Origin of the sequence: Bradyrhizobium sp. DOA9 (genome assembly GCF_000617845.2) — a bacterium.
Lineage (GTDB): Bacteria > Pseudomonadota > Alphaproteobacteria > Rhizobiales > Xanthobacteraceae > Bradyrhizobium.
Map to the genome: position 1 here is coordinate 5,881,115 of NZ_DF820425.1, position 15,513 is coordinate 5,896,627.

14 protein-coding genes and 2 tRNA genes are annotated in these 15,513 nt (G+C 64.1%); 8 read left to right on the plus strand and 8 right to left on the minus strand.

What is annotated here, in order from left to right; all coding sequences use genetic code 11:
• Positions 1 to 2 precede the first annotated feature (2 nt).
• Positions 3 to 530: a cupin domain-containing protein gene (locus BDOA9_RS27720; protein ID WP_025037202.1), complete on the minus strand. Its 528-nt coding sequence runs from the start codon at positions 528 to 530 to the stop codon at positions 3 to 5.
• 219 nt (positions 531 to 749) lie between these two features.
• Here BDOA9_RS27720 and BDOA9_RS27725 point away from each other — a divergent pair, with 219 nt between their 5' ends.
• Positions 750 to 2,879 (plus strand): O-linked N-acetylglucosamine transferase, SPINDLY family protein, encoded by a 2,130-nt coding sequence (locus BDOA9_RS27725; RefSeq protein WP_025037203.1) that lies wholly within the window; start codon positions 750 to 752, stop codon positions 2,877 to 2,879.
• A 7-nt stretch (positions 2,880 to 2,886) separates the two neighbouring features.
• Here BDOA9_RS27725 and BDOA9_RS27730 read toward each other — a convergent pair whose 3' ends face one another.
• Positions 2,887 to 3,174, minus strand: a complete 288-nt coding sequence (locus BDOA9_RS27730; RefSeq protein ID WP_025037204.1) for an usg protein — start codon at positions 3,172 to 3,174, stop codon at positions 2,887 to 2,889.
• Between the two features lie 375 nt (positions 3,175 to 3,549).
• Here BDOA9_RS27730 and BDOA9_RS27735 point away from each other — a divergent pair, with 375 nt between their 5' ends.
• From BDOA9_RS27735 to groL (BDOA9_RS39520), 5 genes are all read left to right on the plus strand, one after another.
• Positions 3,550 to 3,864, plus strand: coding sequence for a co-chaperone GroES (locus BDOA9_RS27735; protein WP_025037205.1), 315 nt, complete (start codon positions 3,550 to 3,552; stop codon positions 3,862 to 3,864).
• A 47-nt stretch (positions 3,865 to 3,911) separates the two neighbouring features.
• Positions 3,912 to 5,552, plus strand: a complete 1,641-nt coding sequence (gene groL / locus BDOA9_RS27740; protein ID WP_025037206.1) for a chaperonin GroEL — start codon at positions 3,912 to 3,914, stop codon at positions 5,550 to 5,552.
• A 123-nt stretch (positions 5,553 to 5,675) separates the two neighbouring features.
• Entirely contained in the window at positions 5,676 to 6,422 is a 747-nt protein-coding gene (locus tag BDOA9_RS27745; RefSeq protein WP_025037207.1) for a hypothetical protein, read from the plus strand.
• Between the two features lie 82 nt (positions 6,423 to 6,504).
• Positions 6,505 to 6,948: a hypothetical protein gene (locus BDOA9_RS27750; RefSeq protein WP_042336795.1), complete on the plus strand. Its 444-nt coding sequence runs from the start codon at positions 6,505 to 6,507 to the stop codon at positions 6,946 to 6,948.
• Between the two features lie 16 nt (positions 6,949 to 6,964).
• A complete protein-coding gene (gene groL / locus BDOA9_RS39520) occupies positions 6,965 to 8,917 on the plus strand; it encodes a chaperonin GroEL (RefSeq protein WP_025037209.1) in 1,953 nt (650 codons plus the stop codon).
• Between the two features lie 114 nt (positions 8,918 to 9,031).
• On the opposite strand, the gene lepB is transcribed toward groL (BDOA9_RS39520), so the two are convergent.
• The 5 genes from lepB to BDOA9_RS27780 form a co-directional block, all read right to left on the minus strand.
• Positions 9,032 to 9,775 (minus strand): signal peptidase I, encoded by a 744-nt coding sequence (gene lepB, locus BDOA9_RS27760; RefSeq protein WP_025037210.1) that lies wholly within the window; start codon positions 9,773 to 9,775, stop codon positions 9,032 to 9,034.
• Positions 9,776 to 9,934: 159 nt separating this feature from the next.
• Entirely contained in the window at positions 9,935 to 11,098 is a 1,164-nt protein-coding gene (locus tag BDOA9_RS27765; protein ID WP_042336796.1) for a slipin family protein, read from the minus strand.
• Between the two features lie 336 nt (positions 11,099 to 11,434).
• Positions 11,435 to 11,500, minus strand: a tRNA-His gene (locus BDOA9_RS27770).
• Positions 11,501 to 11,504: 4 nt separating this feature from the next.
• Positions 11,505 to 11,574 (minus strand) — tRNA-Phe (locus BDOA9_RS27775).
• 195 nt (positions 11,575 to 11,769) lie between these two features.
• Positions 11,770 to 12,609 (minus strand): LysR family transcriptional regulator, encoded by an 840-nt coding sequence (locus BDOA9_RS27780; RefSeq protein ID WP_025037212.1) that lies wholly within the window; start codon positions 12,607 to 12,609, stop codon positions 11,770 to 11,772.
• Positions 12,610 to 12,736: 127 nt separating this feature from the next.
• Between BDOA9_RS27780 and BDOA9_RS27785 the strand changes: the two genes are divergently transcribed.
• Entirely contained in the window at positions 12,737 to 13,330 is a 594-nt protein-coding gene (locus BDOA9_RS27785; RefSeq protein ID WP_025037213.1) for a cysteine hydrolase family protein, read from the plus strand.
• 105 nt (positions 13,331 to 13,435) lie between these two features.
• Here the strand turns inward: BDOA9_RS27785 and BDOA9_RS27790 are convergent, their stop codons facing one another.
• Entirely contained in the window at positions 13,436 to 14,545 is a 1,110-nt protein-coding gene (locus tag BDOA9_RS27790; protein WP_082847879.1) for a GlxA family transcriptional regulator, read from the minus strand.
• Between the two features lie 5 nt (positions 14,546 to 14,550).
• Between BDOA9_RS27790 and BDOA9_RS27795 the strand changes: the two genes are divergently transcribed.
• The gene (locus BDOA9_RS27795) at positions 14,551 to 15,417 is read left to right on the plus strand and encodes a dienelactone hydrolase family protein (RefSeq protein ID WP_244521534.1); all 867 of its coding nucleotides are present in this window, start codon (positions 14,551 to 14,553) and stop codon (positions 15,415 to 15,417) included.
• Positions 15,418 to 15,513 lie beyond the last annotated feature (96 nt).

Below are 15,513 nucleotides of genomic sequence, written 5' to 3' on the forward strand. Positions count from 1 at the left end.
GTCTACGCCTTCAACTCCACCGTCTTGAACTCAGCGGGGAGGATCACCTCCAGCAGCTCCACGTCGTCCGAATAGTCCAGGATCATGTGCCGGATCTTCGGGGGCTGGGTCCAGGCGCTGCCTTGCTTCATCAAGGTCTCGCCCTGCCCGTCCATATAGGTCTTCACCCAGCCCTTGAGCACGTAGACCATCTGGAATTCGACGTCGTGATAGTGGAGCTTGGAGACCTCGGCCGGGTTGCAGGGGCCCTGCAAGCGGATCACATGCGCCTGCGCAAGGCCATGGGTCGCCTCGGCGATGCCGAGATCGCGGTACTTCGCATAGGCGCGCAGGCCATCGGCCTTGAAGTCTTCCTCGCGGTGATGGCTGACGGCGATGCGCTGCTTCGGACGTGCGGGCTTCTTCGGCGCGGCGGTGCGCGCCTTCGCCTTCACAGCCTTGCGTGCGGAGGATCGCGCCGCCGCCTTGGCGCCGCTCCGCTTCTTCACCGCGGTCTTCAATGCGGGCCTTGATGCCTTTTGCTTGGCCATTGTCTGCCTCCCTGTTCTGAGCCGCGCCCGTCGCACCGGTGTGGCCCGAAGGTCAGCTTATCCAGTCCCGGGCGAGGCAGCAATTGCGGAGCTCAAGGCCAGTCACGCGGTCACCGCATTGATCGTAGCTTGCCCCAAGCTGGCGTGGCGAGCGGGGCGCGTCTCGTCTTCGTTCTCGCGCTGAACTAGTCTCGCCCGCGACATCCGGGGGAATGATTCATGGGCAGCAATGTCGGTCAGCGTGCATTTCAAAATGCCCGGCTTCAGAAACGGCAAAAGGCCGACCTGCTGCCCTTGCTCGGGCAAGCGCTCGAATTGCACAAGAAGGGGCGCCTGCCCGAGGCCAAGGTTGCCTACCGCCAACTCTTGCAGATCGCGCCCAATCAATTCATCGCGCTGCATATGCTAGGCGCCCTGGAGTCCGATGCCGGGAATTATCAGCAGGCCGAAATCCTGCTGAGCCGGGCAGTTGCCGTGGATCCGCGATCGGCCGAAGCTCACATGAGCCTGGGCGTCGCGCTGAACGGACTGAAACGTCACGCCGAGGCCCGCGATAGCTATCGCAAGGCTCTCGCCTTGCGGCCGAGCTACGCCCTGGCCCTGTCCAACCTGGGGAACGCGAGCGCAGCCCTTGATCGCCACCAGGAAGCGCTCGAGAGCTACGATCGGGCGCTCGCCATCGACGGAAACCTTGCCGAAGCCCACAACGGCCGCGGCTCCGCGCTTTGCCGTCTGCGCAATTACGACGAGGCGCTCGCCAGCCTGAACCGCGCGCTCGCGATCAAGCCCGACTATGCGGCGGCGCTGGCGAACCGCGCCGTTGCACTCCGGGAGCTGCAGCGGTTTGACGAGGCCATGGCGGATTGCAACCGGGCCATTGCGCTGGCCCCTGACGACGTGAACGGATGGCTCTGGCGCGCCAATGTCTTGCTCCAGACCCGGCAGATGGCCGAGGCGTTATCCGATTGCGAGAAAGCGCTCGCGATCGCGCCCGATTCCGATCAAGCTCACCTGGTGCTGGGCCTCTGTCTTGCCGGGCTCGGCCGGGTCGACGAAGCCCTCGCCAGTTTCGACAGAGCCCTCGACATCAGGCCCGGCCTCGAGAGCGCGATCTCCGGCAAGATCTTCACGCTCGATTTCGTGCCGGACGCCAGCGTCGAGCGGCATCAGCAGGCGCGACGCGTATGGTGGGAGCGGATCGGCGCGAAGATCGCCTCGGAAGCGGCGGCACCGCATGACAACAGCCGCGATCCGGACCGCCGCCTCGTGCTCGGCTACGTCTCGTCGGACTTCAACGCGCATTCGGCTGCGTTCATTTTCAAGCCCGTCCTGCAACACCATGATCGGGCCAAGTTCGAGATCGCGTGCTATTCGTGCTCATCGAAAGTGGACGCGACGACACGCGAATTTCAAGCCATCGCCGATCGCTGGCGCGACGCCTCGCAATGGAGCGACGATCGCCTCGCCGCCCAGATTCGCGCCGATCGCATCGATATCCTGATCGATCTGTCCGGCCATACCAAAGGAAACCGCCTTGGCGTCTTTGCGCGCAAGCCGGCACCGATCCAGGCGCACGGCTGGGGCCACGGCACCGGCACCGGGCTGCCGACGATCGACTATCTGTTCTCGGATCCGGTCGGGATTCCGCACGAGGTTCGGCACCTGTTTGCAGAGACCGTCGTCGACCTGCCGTGCTTCGTGACGCTGGCGCCGCTGCCGGCCGGGATTGCGCGGGCCGCAACGCCGGCGCTCTCGAACGGCTTCGTCACGTTCGGTGTCTTCAACCGCATCAGCAAGATCTCGGACGAGGCGGCGGCTGTCTGGTCCAGGATCCTCGAGCGGGTGCCGGGCTCGCGGCTGCTGATCAAGGACGTTGCGCTCGACGATCAACTGGTCCGGGACAATCTGCTGGCGCGATTTGCGGCCTGCCGATTGCCGGCCGAACGCATCGATCTGCTCGGCGCCACCTTGCGGGACGAGCATCTGGCAGCGTTCAATCGTGTCGATATCGCCCTCGATCCGTTCCCGCAGAACGGCGGCGTCAGCACGTGGGAAGCCCTGCAGATGGGCGTGCCCGTGGTGGCGAAGCTCGGCAACAGCCTGCCCGGCCGCGCGGCCGGCGCCATCCTCACCGCGCTTGGCCTGCCGGACTGGGTCGCCGACAGCGAGGAGGCCTATGTGGAGATCGCGGCCAGCCGTGCGGCGGAGATCGGCGAGCTCGACGAATTGCGCCGCGAACTGCCCGAGCGGATCAACGCCGCAGCCGCGGGCAACCCCGTCTCATATGCGCAGGCGGTGGACGAGGCCTATCGCGCGATGTGGACGCGCTATTGTCGCGGCGGCGTCTGACCTCTGCTCAATGCAGCCGAAATACGCCATCAACGGCGCGCAGCTCGGTCGGCTTGATCAGCTTGGAATGCGCCACCGTGACTGAATGGAGGGGGCCGTCCAGCCTCTCCTGCCAGAACGCCAGGAAATCGCTCAGCACCGGGAATCTCGGAAAAATATCGTAGTTCTGCCAGACATAGGTCTGAAGCAGGGAGGGATGATCCGGCATCCGGTAGAGAATTTGCGCCGTCGTCAGCCCGTAACCCAGCACCTGTTTCCGGAAGTCCTCGGAAACGCCCCCAACGCGCAGTCCCATGCCAAACCTCCTTTGCAGGAGCGCATTCGGGGGTGGCCTGTCCGTGCCCCGGGGGAGCCACCCGGAAACGATGCGCTCACAGACGAGAAATGTGACGCAAACCGACAACCCATCTCAAGCCCAAAAGTTTAACAAGCTGTTGAAATTCAATGCGTTAGCAGCAGATGCGACTCCGTGCTAATACGGTCCGGCTGCTGGTTAACGATGGCAAGGGGTTGCTGGCAGTCCGCGCTTTCGGCTGCCAATTTTTCTGCTACAAACCCTTGCCTCCGCAAATTTCCTGTCCTATTTCAGCGTCGCCCGTGCTAGCACTCGCGGGCAACGATTGCTAACAATCTCAAAACCTCAACCCGAGCAATTGCTTAGGAGGACTGCATGAAATTCCGTCCGCTTCACGACCGCGTCGTGGTCAAGCGCATCGACGCCGAAGAGAAGACCGCTGGCGGCATCATCATTCCCGACACTGCCAAGGAAAAGCCCTCCCAGGGCGAAGTCGTCGCCGTTGGCCCCGGTGGCCGCGACGAAGCTGGCAAGCTGATCCCGATCGACCTGAAGGTCGGCGACCGCGTGCTGTTCGGCAAGTGGTCCGGCACCGAGGTCAAGATCGACGGCCAGGACCTGCTGATCATGAAGGAGAGCGACGTGATGGGCGTCCTCGAAGTCAGCGAGTCCAAGAAGAAGGCGGCTTAAGAGCCCCTCTCCTCCCTCCAGTCAAACCCACCTAAGGAAAACTCCAGATGGCAGCCAAAGAAGTCAAATTCTCGGTTGAAGCGCGCGACAAGATGCTGCGCGGCGTCGACGTCCTCGCCAACGCGGTGAAGGTCACGCTCGGTCCGAAGGGCCGCAACGTCGTGCTCGACAAGTCGTTCGGCGCTCCCCGCATCACCAAGGACGGCGTCACCGTCGCCAAGGAGATCGAGCTCGACGACAAGTTCGAGAACATGGGCGCGCAGATGGTGCGCGAAGTCGCCTCCAAGTCCGCTGACGCGGCCGGCGACGGCACCACCACCGCCACCGTGCTCGCCCAGGCGATCGTGAAGGAAGGCGCCAAGTCGGTTGCCGCCGGCATGAACCCGATGGACCTCAAGCGCGGTATCGACCTCGCGGTCGAAGCCGTCGTGGCCGACCTCGAGAAGAACTCGAAGAAGGTCACCTCGAACGACGAGATCGCCCAGGTCGGCACCATCTCGGCCAACGGCGATGCCGAGATCGGCAAGTTCCTCGCCGACGCCATGAAGAAGGTCGGCAACGAGGGCGTCATCACCGTCGAGGAAGCCAAGTCGCTCGAGACCGAGCTCGACGTGGTCGAGGGCATGCAGTTCGACCGCGGCTACATCTCGCCCTACTTCGTCACCAACGCCGACAAGATGCGCGTCGAGATGGATGACGTCTACATCCTCATCAACGAGAAGAAGCTCTCCTCGCTGAACGAGCTGCTGCCGCTGCTCGAGGCCGTGGTGCAGACCGGCAAGCCGCTGGTCATCGTCGCCGAGGACGTCGAAGGCGAGGCGCTTGCGACCCTGGTCGTGAACCGCCTGCGCGGCGGCCTGAAGGTCGCGGCCGTCAAGGCTCCGGGCTTCGGCGATCGCCGCAAGGCCATGCTGCAGGACATCGCGATCCTGACCGGCGGCCAGGCGATCTCGGAAGATCTGGGCATCAAGCTCGAGAACGTCACGCTCAACATGCTCGGTCGCGCCAAGAAGGTGATGATCGACAAGGAGAACACCACGATCGTCAACGGCGCCGGCAAGAAGGCCGACATCGAGGCGCGCGTGGCCCAGATCAAGGCGCAGATCGAGGAGACCACCTCGGACTACGACCGTGAGAAGCTCCAGGAGCGTCTCGCCAAGCTCGCGGGCGGCGTCGCGGTGATCCGCGTCGGTGGCGCGACCGAGGTCGAGGTGAAGGAGCGCAAGGATCGCGTTGATGACGCGATGCATGCGACCCGCGCGGCTGTGGAAGAAGGCATCGTCCCGGGCGGCGGCGTCGCCCTGCTCCGTGCTTCCGAGCAGCTCAAGGGCCTGCGCACCAAGAACGACGACCAGAAGACCGGCGTCGAGATCGTGCGCAAGGCGCTGTCGGCCCCCGCTCGCCAGATCGCGATCAACGCCGGTGAAGACGGCTCGGTGATCGTCGGCAAGGTGCTGGAGAACAAGTCGTACGCCTACGGCTTCGACTCCCAGACCGGCGAATACGGCGACCTCGTCAAGAAGGGCATCATCGACCCGACCAAGGTGGTCCGCACCGCGATCCAGAACGCTGCCTCCGTGGCCGCGCTCCTGATCACCACGGAAGCCATGGTCGCCGAGCTGCCCAAGAAGGGCGGCGCCGGCCCGGCGATGCCCCCCGGCGGCGGCATGGGCGGCATGGACTTCTGAGTCCGGCCAAATCGGCCGATCCAACTTGAAGAGGCTCGCGAAAGCGAGCCTCTTTGCTTTTGTTGAACTCGCGTGCAAGTTGCGCTACCTTCGTGCTCTATTGCAGGCGGGACTTATTTTGAAGTGTATAAAACCCGTATTCACGAGATCATCTGGTTTCCCTACCGACCCGAGAGGACGGTCATCGGCCCGCTCCTCCTGCTGCTGTTGATCGCGGTAGGCGCCACCGGCGCGGTCAACGCCATAGACCTGTTCGGCCTAATAAACTCGAACGTCGCCGCAAAGAATGCCGAAAACTTGGCGTCCTGGATGAACATAGTCCTCCTCTTGCTTTGCCTGATCTTTTGCATCTATTCCGCGCGCCAGGACTACATGTCCGTCTATGCAGCATTGCTGCCCTGCCTCGTGACGACCGCGGTGATCGTCGCGCTTTCCCTTTATTTTGGTTCCGGCAAGCTCGACAAGAAATCGCTATTCCAGGCGGCCGCGGGCACACTCGGTTCGCTGATGTTCGTAGGGCGCGTTGTTCAATCGGGAGGCGTCGATCTCGGAGCTCTCGGGGCGATCCGGCGCAGGATAGAACGCAAGATCCAATTATGTCTCCAGACCCCCGTCGCCGACAGTTCGTTCGCGACACCGCGGAAAGAGCTCGTTGACGACGTGAGGAAGCTTGCTGACGAATTGAAGAAGGCCGCTCCGGAGATTGTCAATCAAACTTCCGCGGAGAAGGCGATCAAATCGCTGCAGGACTTTCTGGCGCGGAGTGACGTGGTCAGCCACGACGACTTCGTGCAGGACCTGAACGAAGGCAAAGACTCCCTGGTCCAAGCGCTCAAACAGATCGACGGACGGAGATACGATGGCTCCTAGCATTCCATTCTACTATCTGACACTGGATGGAGAAGATCCCTGCAAGTGGTCTCCTTTCGGAACGTTGTTGCTGGACGTAGGAATGTCCACGAAGAAAGAGCTACTGAATTCGGACTTCTCCAAGAAGCAATTTTCCGTATCGATCGTCTGTCAGAACCACGACCAAGTTGCCGATCAAGCCATCTCGCAATGTGTGGGCTGCCTCGTGTCAAGCGAGTATCTGAATCCGCAGCATGAACGATATTTCTCCGAACAGTTTCGCAATTTCAGCAACAGGCTGATGGCGCTGAATACCAAGGTCCTGCCAGCCTTGGGCTTCGAGATATTCGTCGTTGCCCAGAATGCAGCCATGCAGGAAACGCTCGTAAAAGCGATGGCCTTGAAGGACAGACTCGTCCGCACCGGTATCGACGAGCGACTGGTACGCGTCGACATCGTTTGCGATCAGGCGAGGCTCTCCTCCATATCGAGGCTGCGCCTGATGAACATTGCATATACCCGCGCGGCAGTGACCTTGCCGGCTTGAATTTCACGGTAATCGAATGTCCGCAAAAGATATCAGATTTGGCAGCGACGCCCGTGCACGCATGCTGCGCGGCGTCGACATTCTCGCCAACGCGGTGAAGGTCACGCTCGGTCCGAAGGGCCGCAACGTCGTGCTCGACAAGTCGTTCGGCGCTCCCCGCATCACCAAGGACGGCGTCACCGTCGCCAAGGAGATCGAGCTCGACGACAAGTTCGAGAACATGGGCGCGCAGATGGTGCGCGAAGTCGCCTCCAAGTCCGCTGATGCGGCCGGCGACGGCACCACCACCGCCACCGTGCTCGCCCAGGCGATAGTGAAGGAAGGCGCCAAGTCGGTCGCCGCCGGCATGAACCCGATGGACCTCAAGCGCGGTATCGACCTCGCGGTCGAAGCCGTCGTTGCCGACCTCGAGAAGAACTCGAAGAAGGTCACCTCGAACGACGAGATCGCCCAGGTCGGCACCATCTCGGCCAACGGCGATGCCGAGATCGGCAAGTTCCTCGCCGACGCCATGAAGAAGGTCGGCAACGAGGGCGTCATCACCGTCGAGGAAGCCAAGTCGCTCGAGACCGAGCTCGACGTGGTCGAGGGCATGCAGTTCGACCGCGGCTACATCTCGCCCTACTTCGTCACCAACGCCGACAAGATGCGCGTCGAGATGGATGACGCCTACATCCTCATCAACGAGAAGAAGCTCTCCTCGCTGAACGAGCTGCTGCCGCTGCTCGAGGCCGTGGTGCAGACCGGCAAGCCGCTGGTCATCGTCGCCGAGGACGTCGAAGGCGAGGCGCTTGCGACCCTGGTCGTGAACCGCCTGCGCGGCGGCCTGAAGGTCGCGGCCGTCAAGGCTCCGGGCTTCGGCGACCGTCGCAAGGCCATGCTGCAGGACATCGCGATCCTGACCGGCGGCCAGGCGATCTCGGAAGATCTGGGCATCAAGCTCGAGAACGTCACGCTCAACATGCTCGGTCGCGCCAAGAAGGTGATGATCGACAAGGAGAACACCACGATCGTCAACGGCGCCGGCAAGAAGGCCGACATCGAGGCGCGCGTGGCCCAGATCAAGGCACAGATCGAGGAGACCACCTCGGACTACGACCGTGAGAAGCTCCAGGAGCGTCTCGCCAAGCTCGCCGGCGGCGTCGCGGTGATCCGCGTCGGCGGTGCGACCGAGGTCGAGGTGAAGGAGCGCAAGGATCGCGTTGATGACGCAATGCATGCGACCCGCGCGGCCGTGGAAGAAGGCATCGTCCCGGGCGGCGGCGTCGCCCTGCTCCGGGCGCGACAGGCGGTAATCCGCAACCTGGACGTCGCGGAAAAAGAACCGGAAAGCCTGTCTGACGCGGCGATGTCGGGCAGACACGAGCTTGGAAAGTTACTCCGCAGGCAGGACCTGCTGAACAACGACCTCTTGATCGAGATATTCGAATCGATCGAGCAATTGCTGAACTCCGACAGCCCGTTCATCTATCCGGACTTCTTCTTTCACCATATCCGCCAACTGAAACTTCCGGGGAGCCTCGAGTCAGAATTGATCGAGCTACTGACGGACATGATCCTGAACTTTCGAAAGGCGCGGCAATCCGAACGCAAGCGCCCGCCGCGGCGCAGATCCGACCTACACAATGCCGACGTCAGGGCGGGCTTTGGCATCGTGATGCGGGCTTTGGCGGAGCCAGCCCGCCAGATCGCAATGAATGCCGGTGAAGACGGCTCGGTGATCGTCGGCAAGATCCTGGAGAACAAGGCCTACAATTACGGCTTCGACTCCCAGACCGGCGAATATGCCGACCTCGTCAAAAAGGGCATCATCGACCCGACCAAGGTGGTCCGCACCGCGATCCAGAACGCAGCCTCGGTGGCCGCGCTCCTGATCACCACGGAAGCCATGGTCGCCGAACTGCCCAAGAAGGGCGGCGCCGGCCCCGCGATGCCCCCGGGCGGCGGCATGGGCGGCATGGATTTCTAAGGTCGAGCCACATCAAGAACGACGAAACCCCGGCAGCGATGCCGGGGTTTTTGTTTTGGGACAGGCTCTTTCCACTCGTCATTCCGGGGCGCGCCCCGGAATGACGGCCTTGGCTCACTCCACCTTGCCGATCCGCTCGAAGCGCGGCTCGCCGTCTTCGTCGAGGGACCAGTAGATCCGCGTCACCTTGCCGATGAGATTGTCCATCGGCACGAAGCCGAACGTCGGCATGCGGCTGTCGGTGGAATTGTCGCGGTTGTCGCCGAGCACGAAGAGGTGGCCCGGCGGCACCGTGAAGACGTCTGTGTTGTCGAGATAGCCGTTGTCGAGGCAGTCATAGGTCACATGGGACGCGCCGCTCGGCAGCGTCTCGCGCCAGCGCTTGACGGTCGCGCGGTCGTCGACGCCGCAGGCCTCGCCGGCCGGTATCGCCTCCAGCGCGACGCGGGTCACCGGACGGTCGTTGATGATGAGCCGGCCCTGCCGCATCTGGATGCGGTCCCCGGGCAGGCCGACGACGCGCTTGACGTAGTCCGTCGAAACGTCCTTCGCCGTCCGGAACACGACGATATCCCCGTATTCGGGATCGGCGGCGAGGATGCGGCCCGAGATCCAGGACGATGCGAAAGGGAGTGAATAGCGGCCATACCCGTAAGGATATTTCGCGGCCAAGACGTAGTCGCCGACCATCAGCGCCGGTGTCATCGAACCGGACGGAATGTTGAAGGGCTGATACAGGACGAAGCGAAGCAGGATCACCGGCGACCACAGCACCGGGATCATGAGGATCAGGACGACGATCGCCTTCCAGTCGCTGGGTCGCGCCGAGTCGCGGATCGATTCCTGAAGAACGGTCATGGGCCTTCCTGATCAAGACGTTGCGGCCCCAGGATGACGCAACCTGCGAGCGCGCTCAATCCCTGACGAGCTCAAATTGGTCGCGCCGCGCGCCGATCGCGTTCATCGCAGACGGCGGCAACGCCGATGTGAAGGGCCGCCCGTGGGCGGCCCTTCGGTTCATGCACTCTCGGGCGCCTTCAGGCGCACGAGCCGGGTCAGGAGGGCATCGAGGCCCTCACTGTGGCCGGCATGGAGGTCGATGCGGCCGACCTTCTCGACCAGCCGCTCCAGCGACTCCAGCTCCTTGAGCCGCAGCAGCAGGGGGTTCTCCTCCATCAGGCGGGCGGTGTTCAGGAGCGAGCGCGTCGCCGCGGTCTCCTCCTGCCGGCGGATCAGATTCGCCTTCGCGACCCGCTCCGCCTCCACCACCTTGTTCACCAGCTCCCGGATCTCGCCGGGCAGGATCACGTCCTTGACGCCGAGCTCGGTCACCTCGACACCGGACTCTGCGACACGCGCACGTACATAGTCGCGCAGCTCCGCATCCAGCGCCGCCTTCGCCGACAGCACCTCGTCCAGCGTCCGGCCGGCGACCGCCTCGCGGATCGCGAACTGCACCAGGCGGTACAGCCACGCATCCACGTCGGGCACGGTCGCAACCGTGCGCTCGGGATCGACCACCTTGCGGAACGCCGTCAGCGTCACCCGCAGCGCGATGCGATCCTTCGTCAGCATCTCCTGCGCGGTGATCTCGACCGCCTGGGGCCGCAGGTCGAGGCGCTTCACCTCGATCTTGCGGCCGACGGTCCAGAAGGCGTGCCGGCCGGGCGCGAGCCGCTCCACGAGCCGGCCCTCGACATAGAGCAGGCCCGCCTCGTGGTTCTCGACCACCGTCTCCGACGTCACCGCCGAGCGGTTGCGCTCGATCATGGCCAGATGCCGCGCGCTGACCTTGGGATCAGCCGACACATCGATGCGCTCGACATCGACGCGCGTCGCGACCTTCCAATAGACGCGCACCTGCCAGGGCGTCATCAGATGCACGGGCCGGCCGTCGAGGCTGACGATGGCGATCTCGTCCGCCCTGGTCTCGACCGCCTCGAACAGCTCGGCGGCAAGATCGGGCCGCGCGGCCTTCAGCACCGCGTAGCGCTCCGCAGGAAATTCGCTGCGGACTACGTCGAGCACCTCGGCCTTCAGCTCGTGCAGGGGATCGAACAGGCGGTGCTTGCCGGGCGCGAGCACGCGCACGAGCTGCCCGTTGCGCGTCAGCAACGCCCGCTCGCCATCCTTCACCGTCACGTTCAGCATCAGCAAGTGCCAGCGCTTGTTCAAGGTCATGGCACGCCTCCTTACATTTGCGCCCGGCCGGATGCCGGACGACAGGTTTCATTCGCAAAGGACGTGAGGACGCGGACGACGCTTCCCGCGAAATCGGCGGGCCGGGGCTTGAGCTTGCATGACGACGGGCGCACGCGCGCGATCGCGCGACGCCTGTCGCGCGGCCGTGCGGAGCCACCCGGCATCGGCGCAAGCGGTATCTACCCGCGGCGCAAAGCCGGTCTCACAGTGTCTGGGTTCGGACGGAAAGCCTTGCGGCAAAACGGCCGGACCGCGACTGAAGCGCGCGTCCGGTCCTCGTCAGAGGTATCAGCTTATCAGGCTGAAACGGAGCGCTGGAGCGGGATTCGAACCCGCGACGGGATGAACCACAATCATCTGCTCTACCAAACTAAGCTATCCTTTGTGCAAGAGACCGGAATCGAACCGATGCCTTCGGGTGTTCAGCCCGACGCTCTCCATGAGCTACGTCCTGCGTTTCTGCTTCATTCGGCGGAACACGAAACCGGCAAGACCGGTCCGCGCCAGTCGGGATCTCAGCGAGCCCGAACCCATGGCCTAGCGAAGGACGGCGCTAATAGACCAGGCACGTCCGCCTTGCAAGGGGGCGGCTGAAGTTTTTTCGTCGCAGCTTGCACGGCGTCGCGCGATGATCGCGGCGATATGCGACATCACTCGCGCGAGACGTCCTGGAAGCACGCCCTCACCCATTCGATCGTCACGCGTGTCGCCGGATCGCGCTTGAGGTGGTTCTGCACGAGCAGCCAGACGTCGCGGCGCTTCGGCAGCAGGGTGGCGCGCAGGCTGCGGTCGGCGAGCAGGGCTGCGCAGCTGTGCTCGGGCAGCACGCCGATGGCCTGACGCGACTGGATCATGGTGCGGATGATGCGGACGTTGTCGGTGACGCAGCGCACGTTGGTCAGCCGCTTCGCTCGCAAGAACTGCGCTTCCGGGATGGCGTCGAGCTCGTCCGGATAGACGCACGCAAGGGGCTCGCTGCCGCCACGGTCCGCAGGCTCGAAGAAGTACAGCCTGACGTCGCCGAGCTTGGAGATGGTGAAGTCTCCTTTCTCCGGCTTGCGCAGGCGGATGGCGAGATCGGCCTGCCAGCGCGAGAATTTGACGTTGCCGCTCGCGGTGAGGAATTGCAGCGTCAGCCCCGGATGATCGCGCAGGAAGCTGCTGGCATGCGGCGCCAGCAGCTCTTCGGCAACCGCATTGGTCGAGGCGATGCGCAGCCGCCCGACCGGGCCTGTCTGACTCTCCTTGATGCGGTCGATCGCCGCGGCATGCGCGGCCATCGCACCGATATGCGCGAGCACCGCCTCGCACTGGCGCGTCGGCCGCCGCACGCCGTCCACCGCATCGAACAGCTTCACGCCGAGATCACGCTGGATGCGCGCAAGCCTGCGGCCGACGGTGGTCTCGTCGATGCGCAGCCGCGCGCTGGCGCCGGCATAGGTGCCCTCGTCCCTGACCGCGGCGATGATGCGCAGATCGTCCCAGTTCATCGGGGCGAGCCTAGCAGGCCCCGCCCCTGCCTGCAAATTTGCAGCCAGGAGCTGCAATAGTCCTGCACAATGGCAGGCTGCGGCCGCGCTAATGTCGAGGCATCCGAATTCACGAAAGCCTGACAGCATGACCGCTCCAAAGACGCTGCTCGAACTCGCCGGCGCCGATCTCGATCCGCCCAAGCTCGGCGAGACATGCCTCGTTCTGATCGACATCCAGAACGAATATTGCGCCGGCCCGCTCGCTTTGCCCGATGCGCAAGCGGCGATCGCCGCCGCTGCGCGCCTGCTCGCGCGCGCACGGGAGAGCGGAGCTGCGATCTTCCACGTCGCACACAAGGGCCGCGCCGGCGGCCTGTTCGACCGCGAGGCGGCGCGCGGCGCGATCGTCGAGCGCCTGACGCCGCTCGCAACCGAGCCCGTGATCGAGAAGGCGCTGCCGAATGCCTTCGCCGGCACGGATCTGCAGACCCGCTTGGCCGCGACGGCGCGCAAGAACATCGTGCTTGCGGGGTTCATGACGCATATGTGCGTGTCTTCGACCGCCCGCGCCGCGCTCGATCTCGGCCTGCGCACGACGATCGCGGCCGACGCCTGCGCCACGCGCGATCTTCCCGACGGGCGCGGCGGCACGCTCCCGGCGAGAATGATCCACGAGGTCGCGCTGGCCGAATTGTCGGATCGCTTCGCGATCATCGCGCAGAGCGACGCACTGACCTGAAGGGGGCGCCACGCTGCTGCAGGGACTGACGCGCAATGGCGATTCATTGATTGCGCTCTGAACACGCGCTTCCGGGCCTTCATCCGAGGTGAGAGGCCGTGGACCTCAAGCCGTCCTCGAGCCTTTCCTGCCGGCGTCGGCCGCACGCCGCCGGCGCCGTACAGGTGACCTCGCGGGCACCGCGCCATTCTCTTGCCGGCGGCTGGCGCGCGCGGCCCGCGCACCAGCAGAATTCTCCCGATGCAGGAGCTTACGAAGCGTAGAGGGGTCGGCATACCCGACCTTCTCCGCGATCTCGTCCAAGCCGAGCCGTGTGGTCTCCAGCAGTTCCATCGCCTTGTCCAGGCGCAACTTCTGAACGAATCTCACCGGCGAGAGACCGGTGGCACGCTCGCAACGACGCGCAAATGTGCGCGCCCCCAGTCCTACGGCTTTCGCGAGCTCGGGGATTGAAAAGGTCCGGTGCAGCCGCGCGCGGGCCCAGCGCTCGGCGCGAGAAACCCGTTCGTCTGCAGCAGCAAGAAAGGATAGCGCCATGTAGCGCGACTGCGACTGCCTTTGGTCCAGCAACAGAAACCGTGCGCAGCTGTCGGCGAGGTCAGGTCCGGCATGGCGCGCAATGATCGAGAGCACGAGGTCGAGTTGGGCCATCGCCGCGCCGGCGGTCGTGACGCGCCCGTCGGTCAGCACGATCGCGTCCGTGTCGAGCATCACCTTCGGAAACAGAGTCCGAAACAGCGGCGCGAGCCACCAGGTCGTGGTCGCGCGGCGAGCGTCGAGCAGCCCGGCGCTCGCGACCAGAAATACGGCTGAACATGAGCTTGCGATTTCGGCTCCGGATCGAAAGGCCACTTGCAGAGTTTTCCTGGCCGCTTCGGCGTCCCGCCGCTGTAATCCATCGCGAATGAGTTGCTCGTCTATCCATGCCAGTCCGGGGACGATCACCACGTCCGCAGGTCTGCCGGCGGCTTGCTTGGAGGACATCCTTGCGAGCCTCGCAGCCCATCTTGCCCCGGAGCCGGAAATTCTCACGTCGAAGCAGGGCGGACGCCCGGCCTTTGCACGAATGCCGTTGGCTACTCCGATCAATTCGAAGGTGATGGCGACGCTGGCCGCCGAGGCCCCTTCCAGGACGAGAACGTCAACGCGCAGCATGGCAAAATAGACCCGATTAATGTCATTTTTGACACTTGTCGGAGTAAATGCCCGGGACATACCGTTTGTCCAATCTTTTTGCGGTGGACAACATGAGCGATGTGCTGCTGAAGCCTGACGACCTGTCCGATTTCAACCAGCGGGTTCTCACTTTGGAAGGGGCGACAAAGCCGGTCCACGTTGCAGGAGACGGACCGGCCGTCATCGTCATGACCGAGATGCCGGGCATCAGCCCTCACGTCGCGCGCTTCGCTCGCTGGGTTCGTGATGCGGGCTTCCGGGTCTACATGCCTTCGCTGTTTGGAAAGGATGGCGATGTTCCCGACGCCGAGACCGCGGCCGGCGTTTTCCGGCGCGCATGCGTGAGCGCCGAATTTCGCGCGCTTGGCGGCGGAGCATCGAGCCCCGTGTCGAACTGGTTGCGCGCGCTCGCCAGGCTCGCGCATGAGGAAAGCGGAGGGCTCGGCGTCGGCGCGATCGGCATGTGCTTCACGGGCAACTTCGCGATCAACATGATGCTGGAGCCGGTGCTGCGGGCGCCCGTTGTATCCCAGCCGTCGCTCCCGCTGGACAATCCTGGCGGCATCGAGAGCTCTGCCGACGAACTGGCGCAGATACGTTCAAGGCTGGAACGAGAAGACCTGACGGTCCTCGCCTACCGGTTTGCAGGGGATTCGTTCTGCCGAGCCGAACGGTTCGCTGCCTATCAAGCCGCGCTCGGCGAGCGCTTCATCGGCCGCGTTCTGCCCGACACGGCCGCGAATAGCGGACCCAAGCCGCCGTTCTTCGAGCAGTTCGTCAAGACACCCCACAGCGTCGTCACGGTCCATCTCGTCGATGAGATAGGGCAGCCAACGCTTACCGCCCGGGACGAGATCATCGCGTTCTTCCACAAGCGCCTGAAACCCGCCGTGGATCGACATGGCTCCTGACCCGGACCGACGTCCGAGGATCGCGCGGCGACCGCCTCAATCCATTTCGGATCGACAGCGGTCTAGCCGGGCCATGCCGGAAGCAGAAAGGGGGAG

Excerpts from the sequence above, each read along its gene's own strand:
- BDOA9_RS27720 (WP_025037202.1), bottom strand. The coding sequence starts at position 530 with ATGGCCAAGCAAAAGGCATCAAGGCCCGCATTGAAGACCGCGGTGAAG.
- BDOA9_RS27725 (WP_025037203.1), top strand. The coding sequence starts at position 750 with ATGGGCAGCAATGTCGGTCAGCGTGCATTTCAAAATGCCCGGCTTCAG.
- BDOA9_RS27730 (WP_025037204.1), bottom strand. The coding sequence starts at position 3,174 with ATGGGACTGCGCGTTGGGGGCGTTTCCGAGGACTTCCGGAAACAGGTG.
- BDOA9_RS27735 (WP_025037205.1), top strand. The coding sequence starts at position 3,550 with ATGAAATTCCGTCCGCTTCACGACCGCGTCGTGGTCAAGCGCATCGAC.
- groL (WP_025037206.1), top strand. The coding sequence starts at position 3,912 with ATGGCAGCCAAAGAAGTCAAATTCTCGGTTGAAGCGCGCGACAAGATG.
- BDOA9_RS27750 (WP_042336795.1), top strand. The coding sequence starts at position 6,505 with ATGTCCACGAAGAAAGAGCTACTGAATTCGGACTTCTCCAAGAAGCAA.
- groL (WP_025037209.1), top strand. The coding sequence starts at position 6,965 with ATGTCCGCAAAAGATATCAGATTTGGCAGCGACGCCCGTGCACGCATG.
- lepB (WP_025037210.1), bottom strand. The coding sequence starts at position 9,775 with ATGACCGTTCTTCAGGAATCGATCCGCGACTCGGCGCGACCCAGCGAC.
- BDOA9_RS27765 (WP_042336796.1), bottom strand. The coding sequence starts at position 11,098 with ATGACCTTGAACAAGCGCTGGCACTTGCTGATGCTGAACGTGACGGTG.
- BDOA9_RS27780 (WP_025037212.1), bottom strand. The coding sequence starts at position 12,609 with ATGAACTGGGACGATCTGCGCATCATCGCCGCGGTCAGGGACGAGGGC.
- BDOA9_RS27785 (WP_025037213.1), top strand. The coding sequence starts at position 12,737 with ATGACCGCTCCAAAGACGCTGCTCGAACTCGCCGGCGCCGATCTCGAT.
- BDOA9_RS27790 (WP_082847879.1), bottom strand. The coding sequence starts at position 14,545 with ATGTCCCGGGCATTTACTCCGACAAGTGTCAAAAATGACATTAATCGG.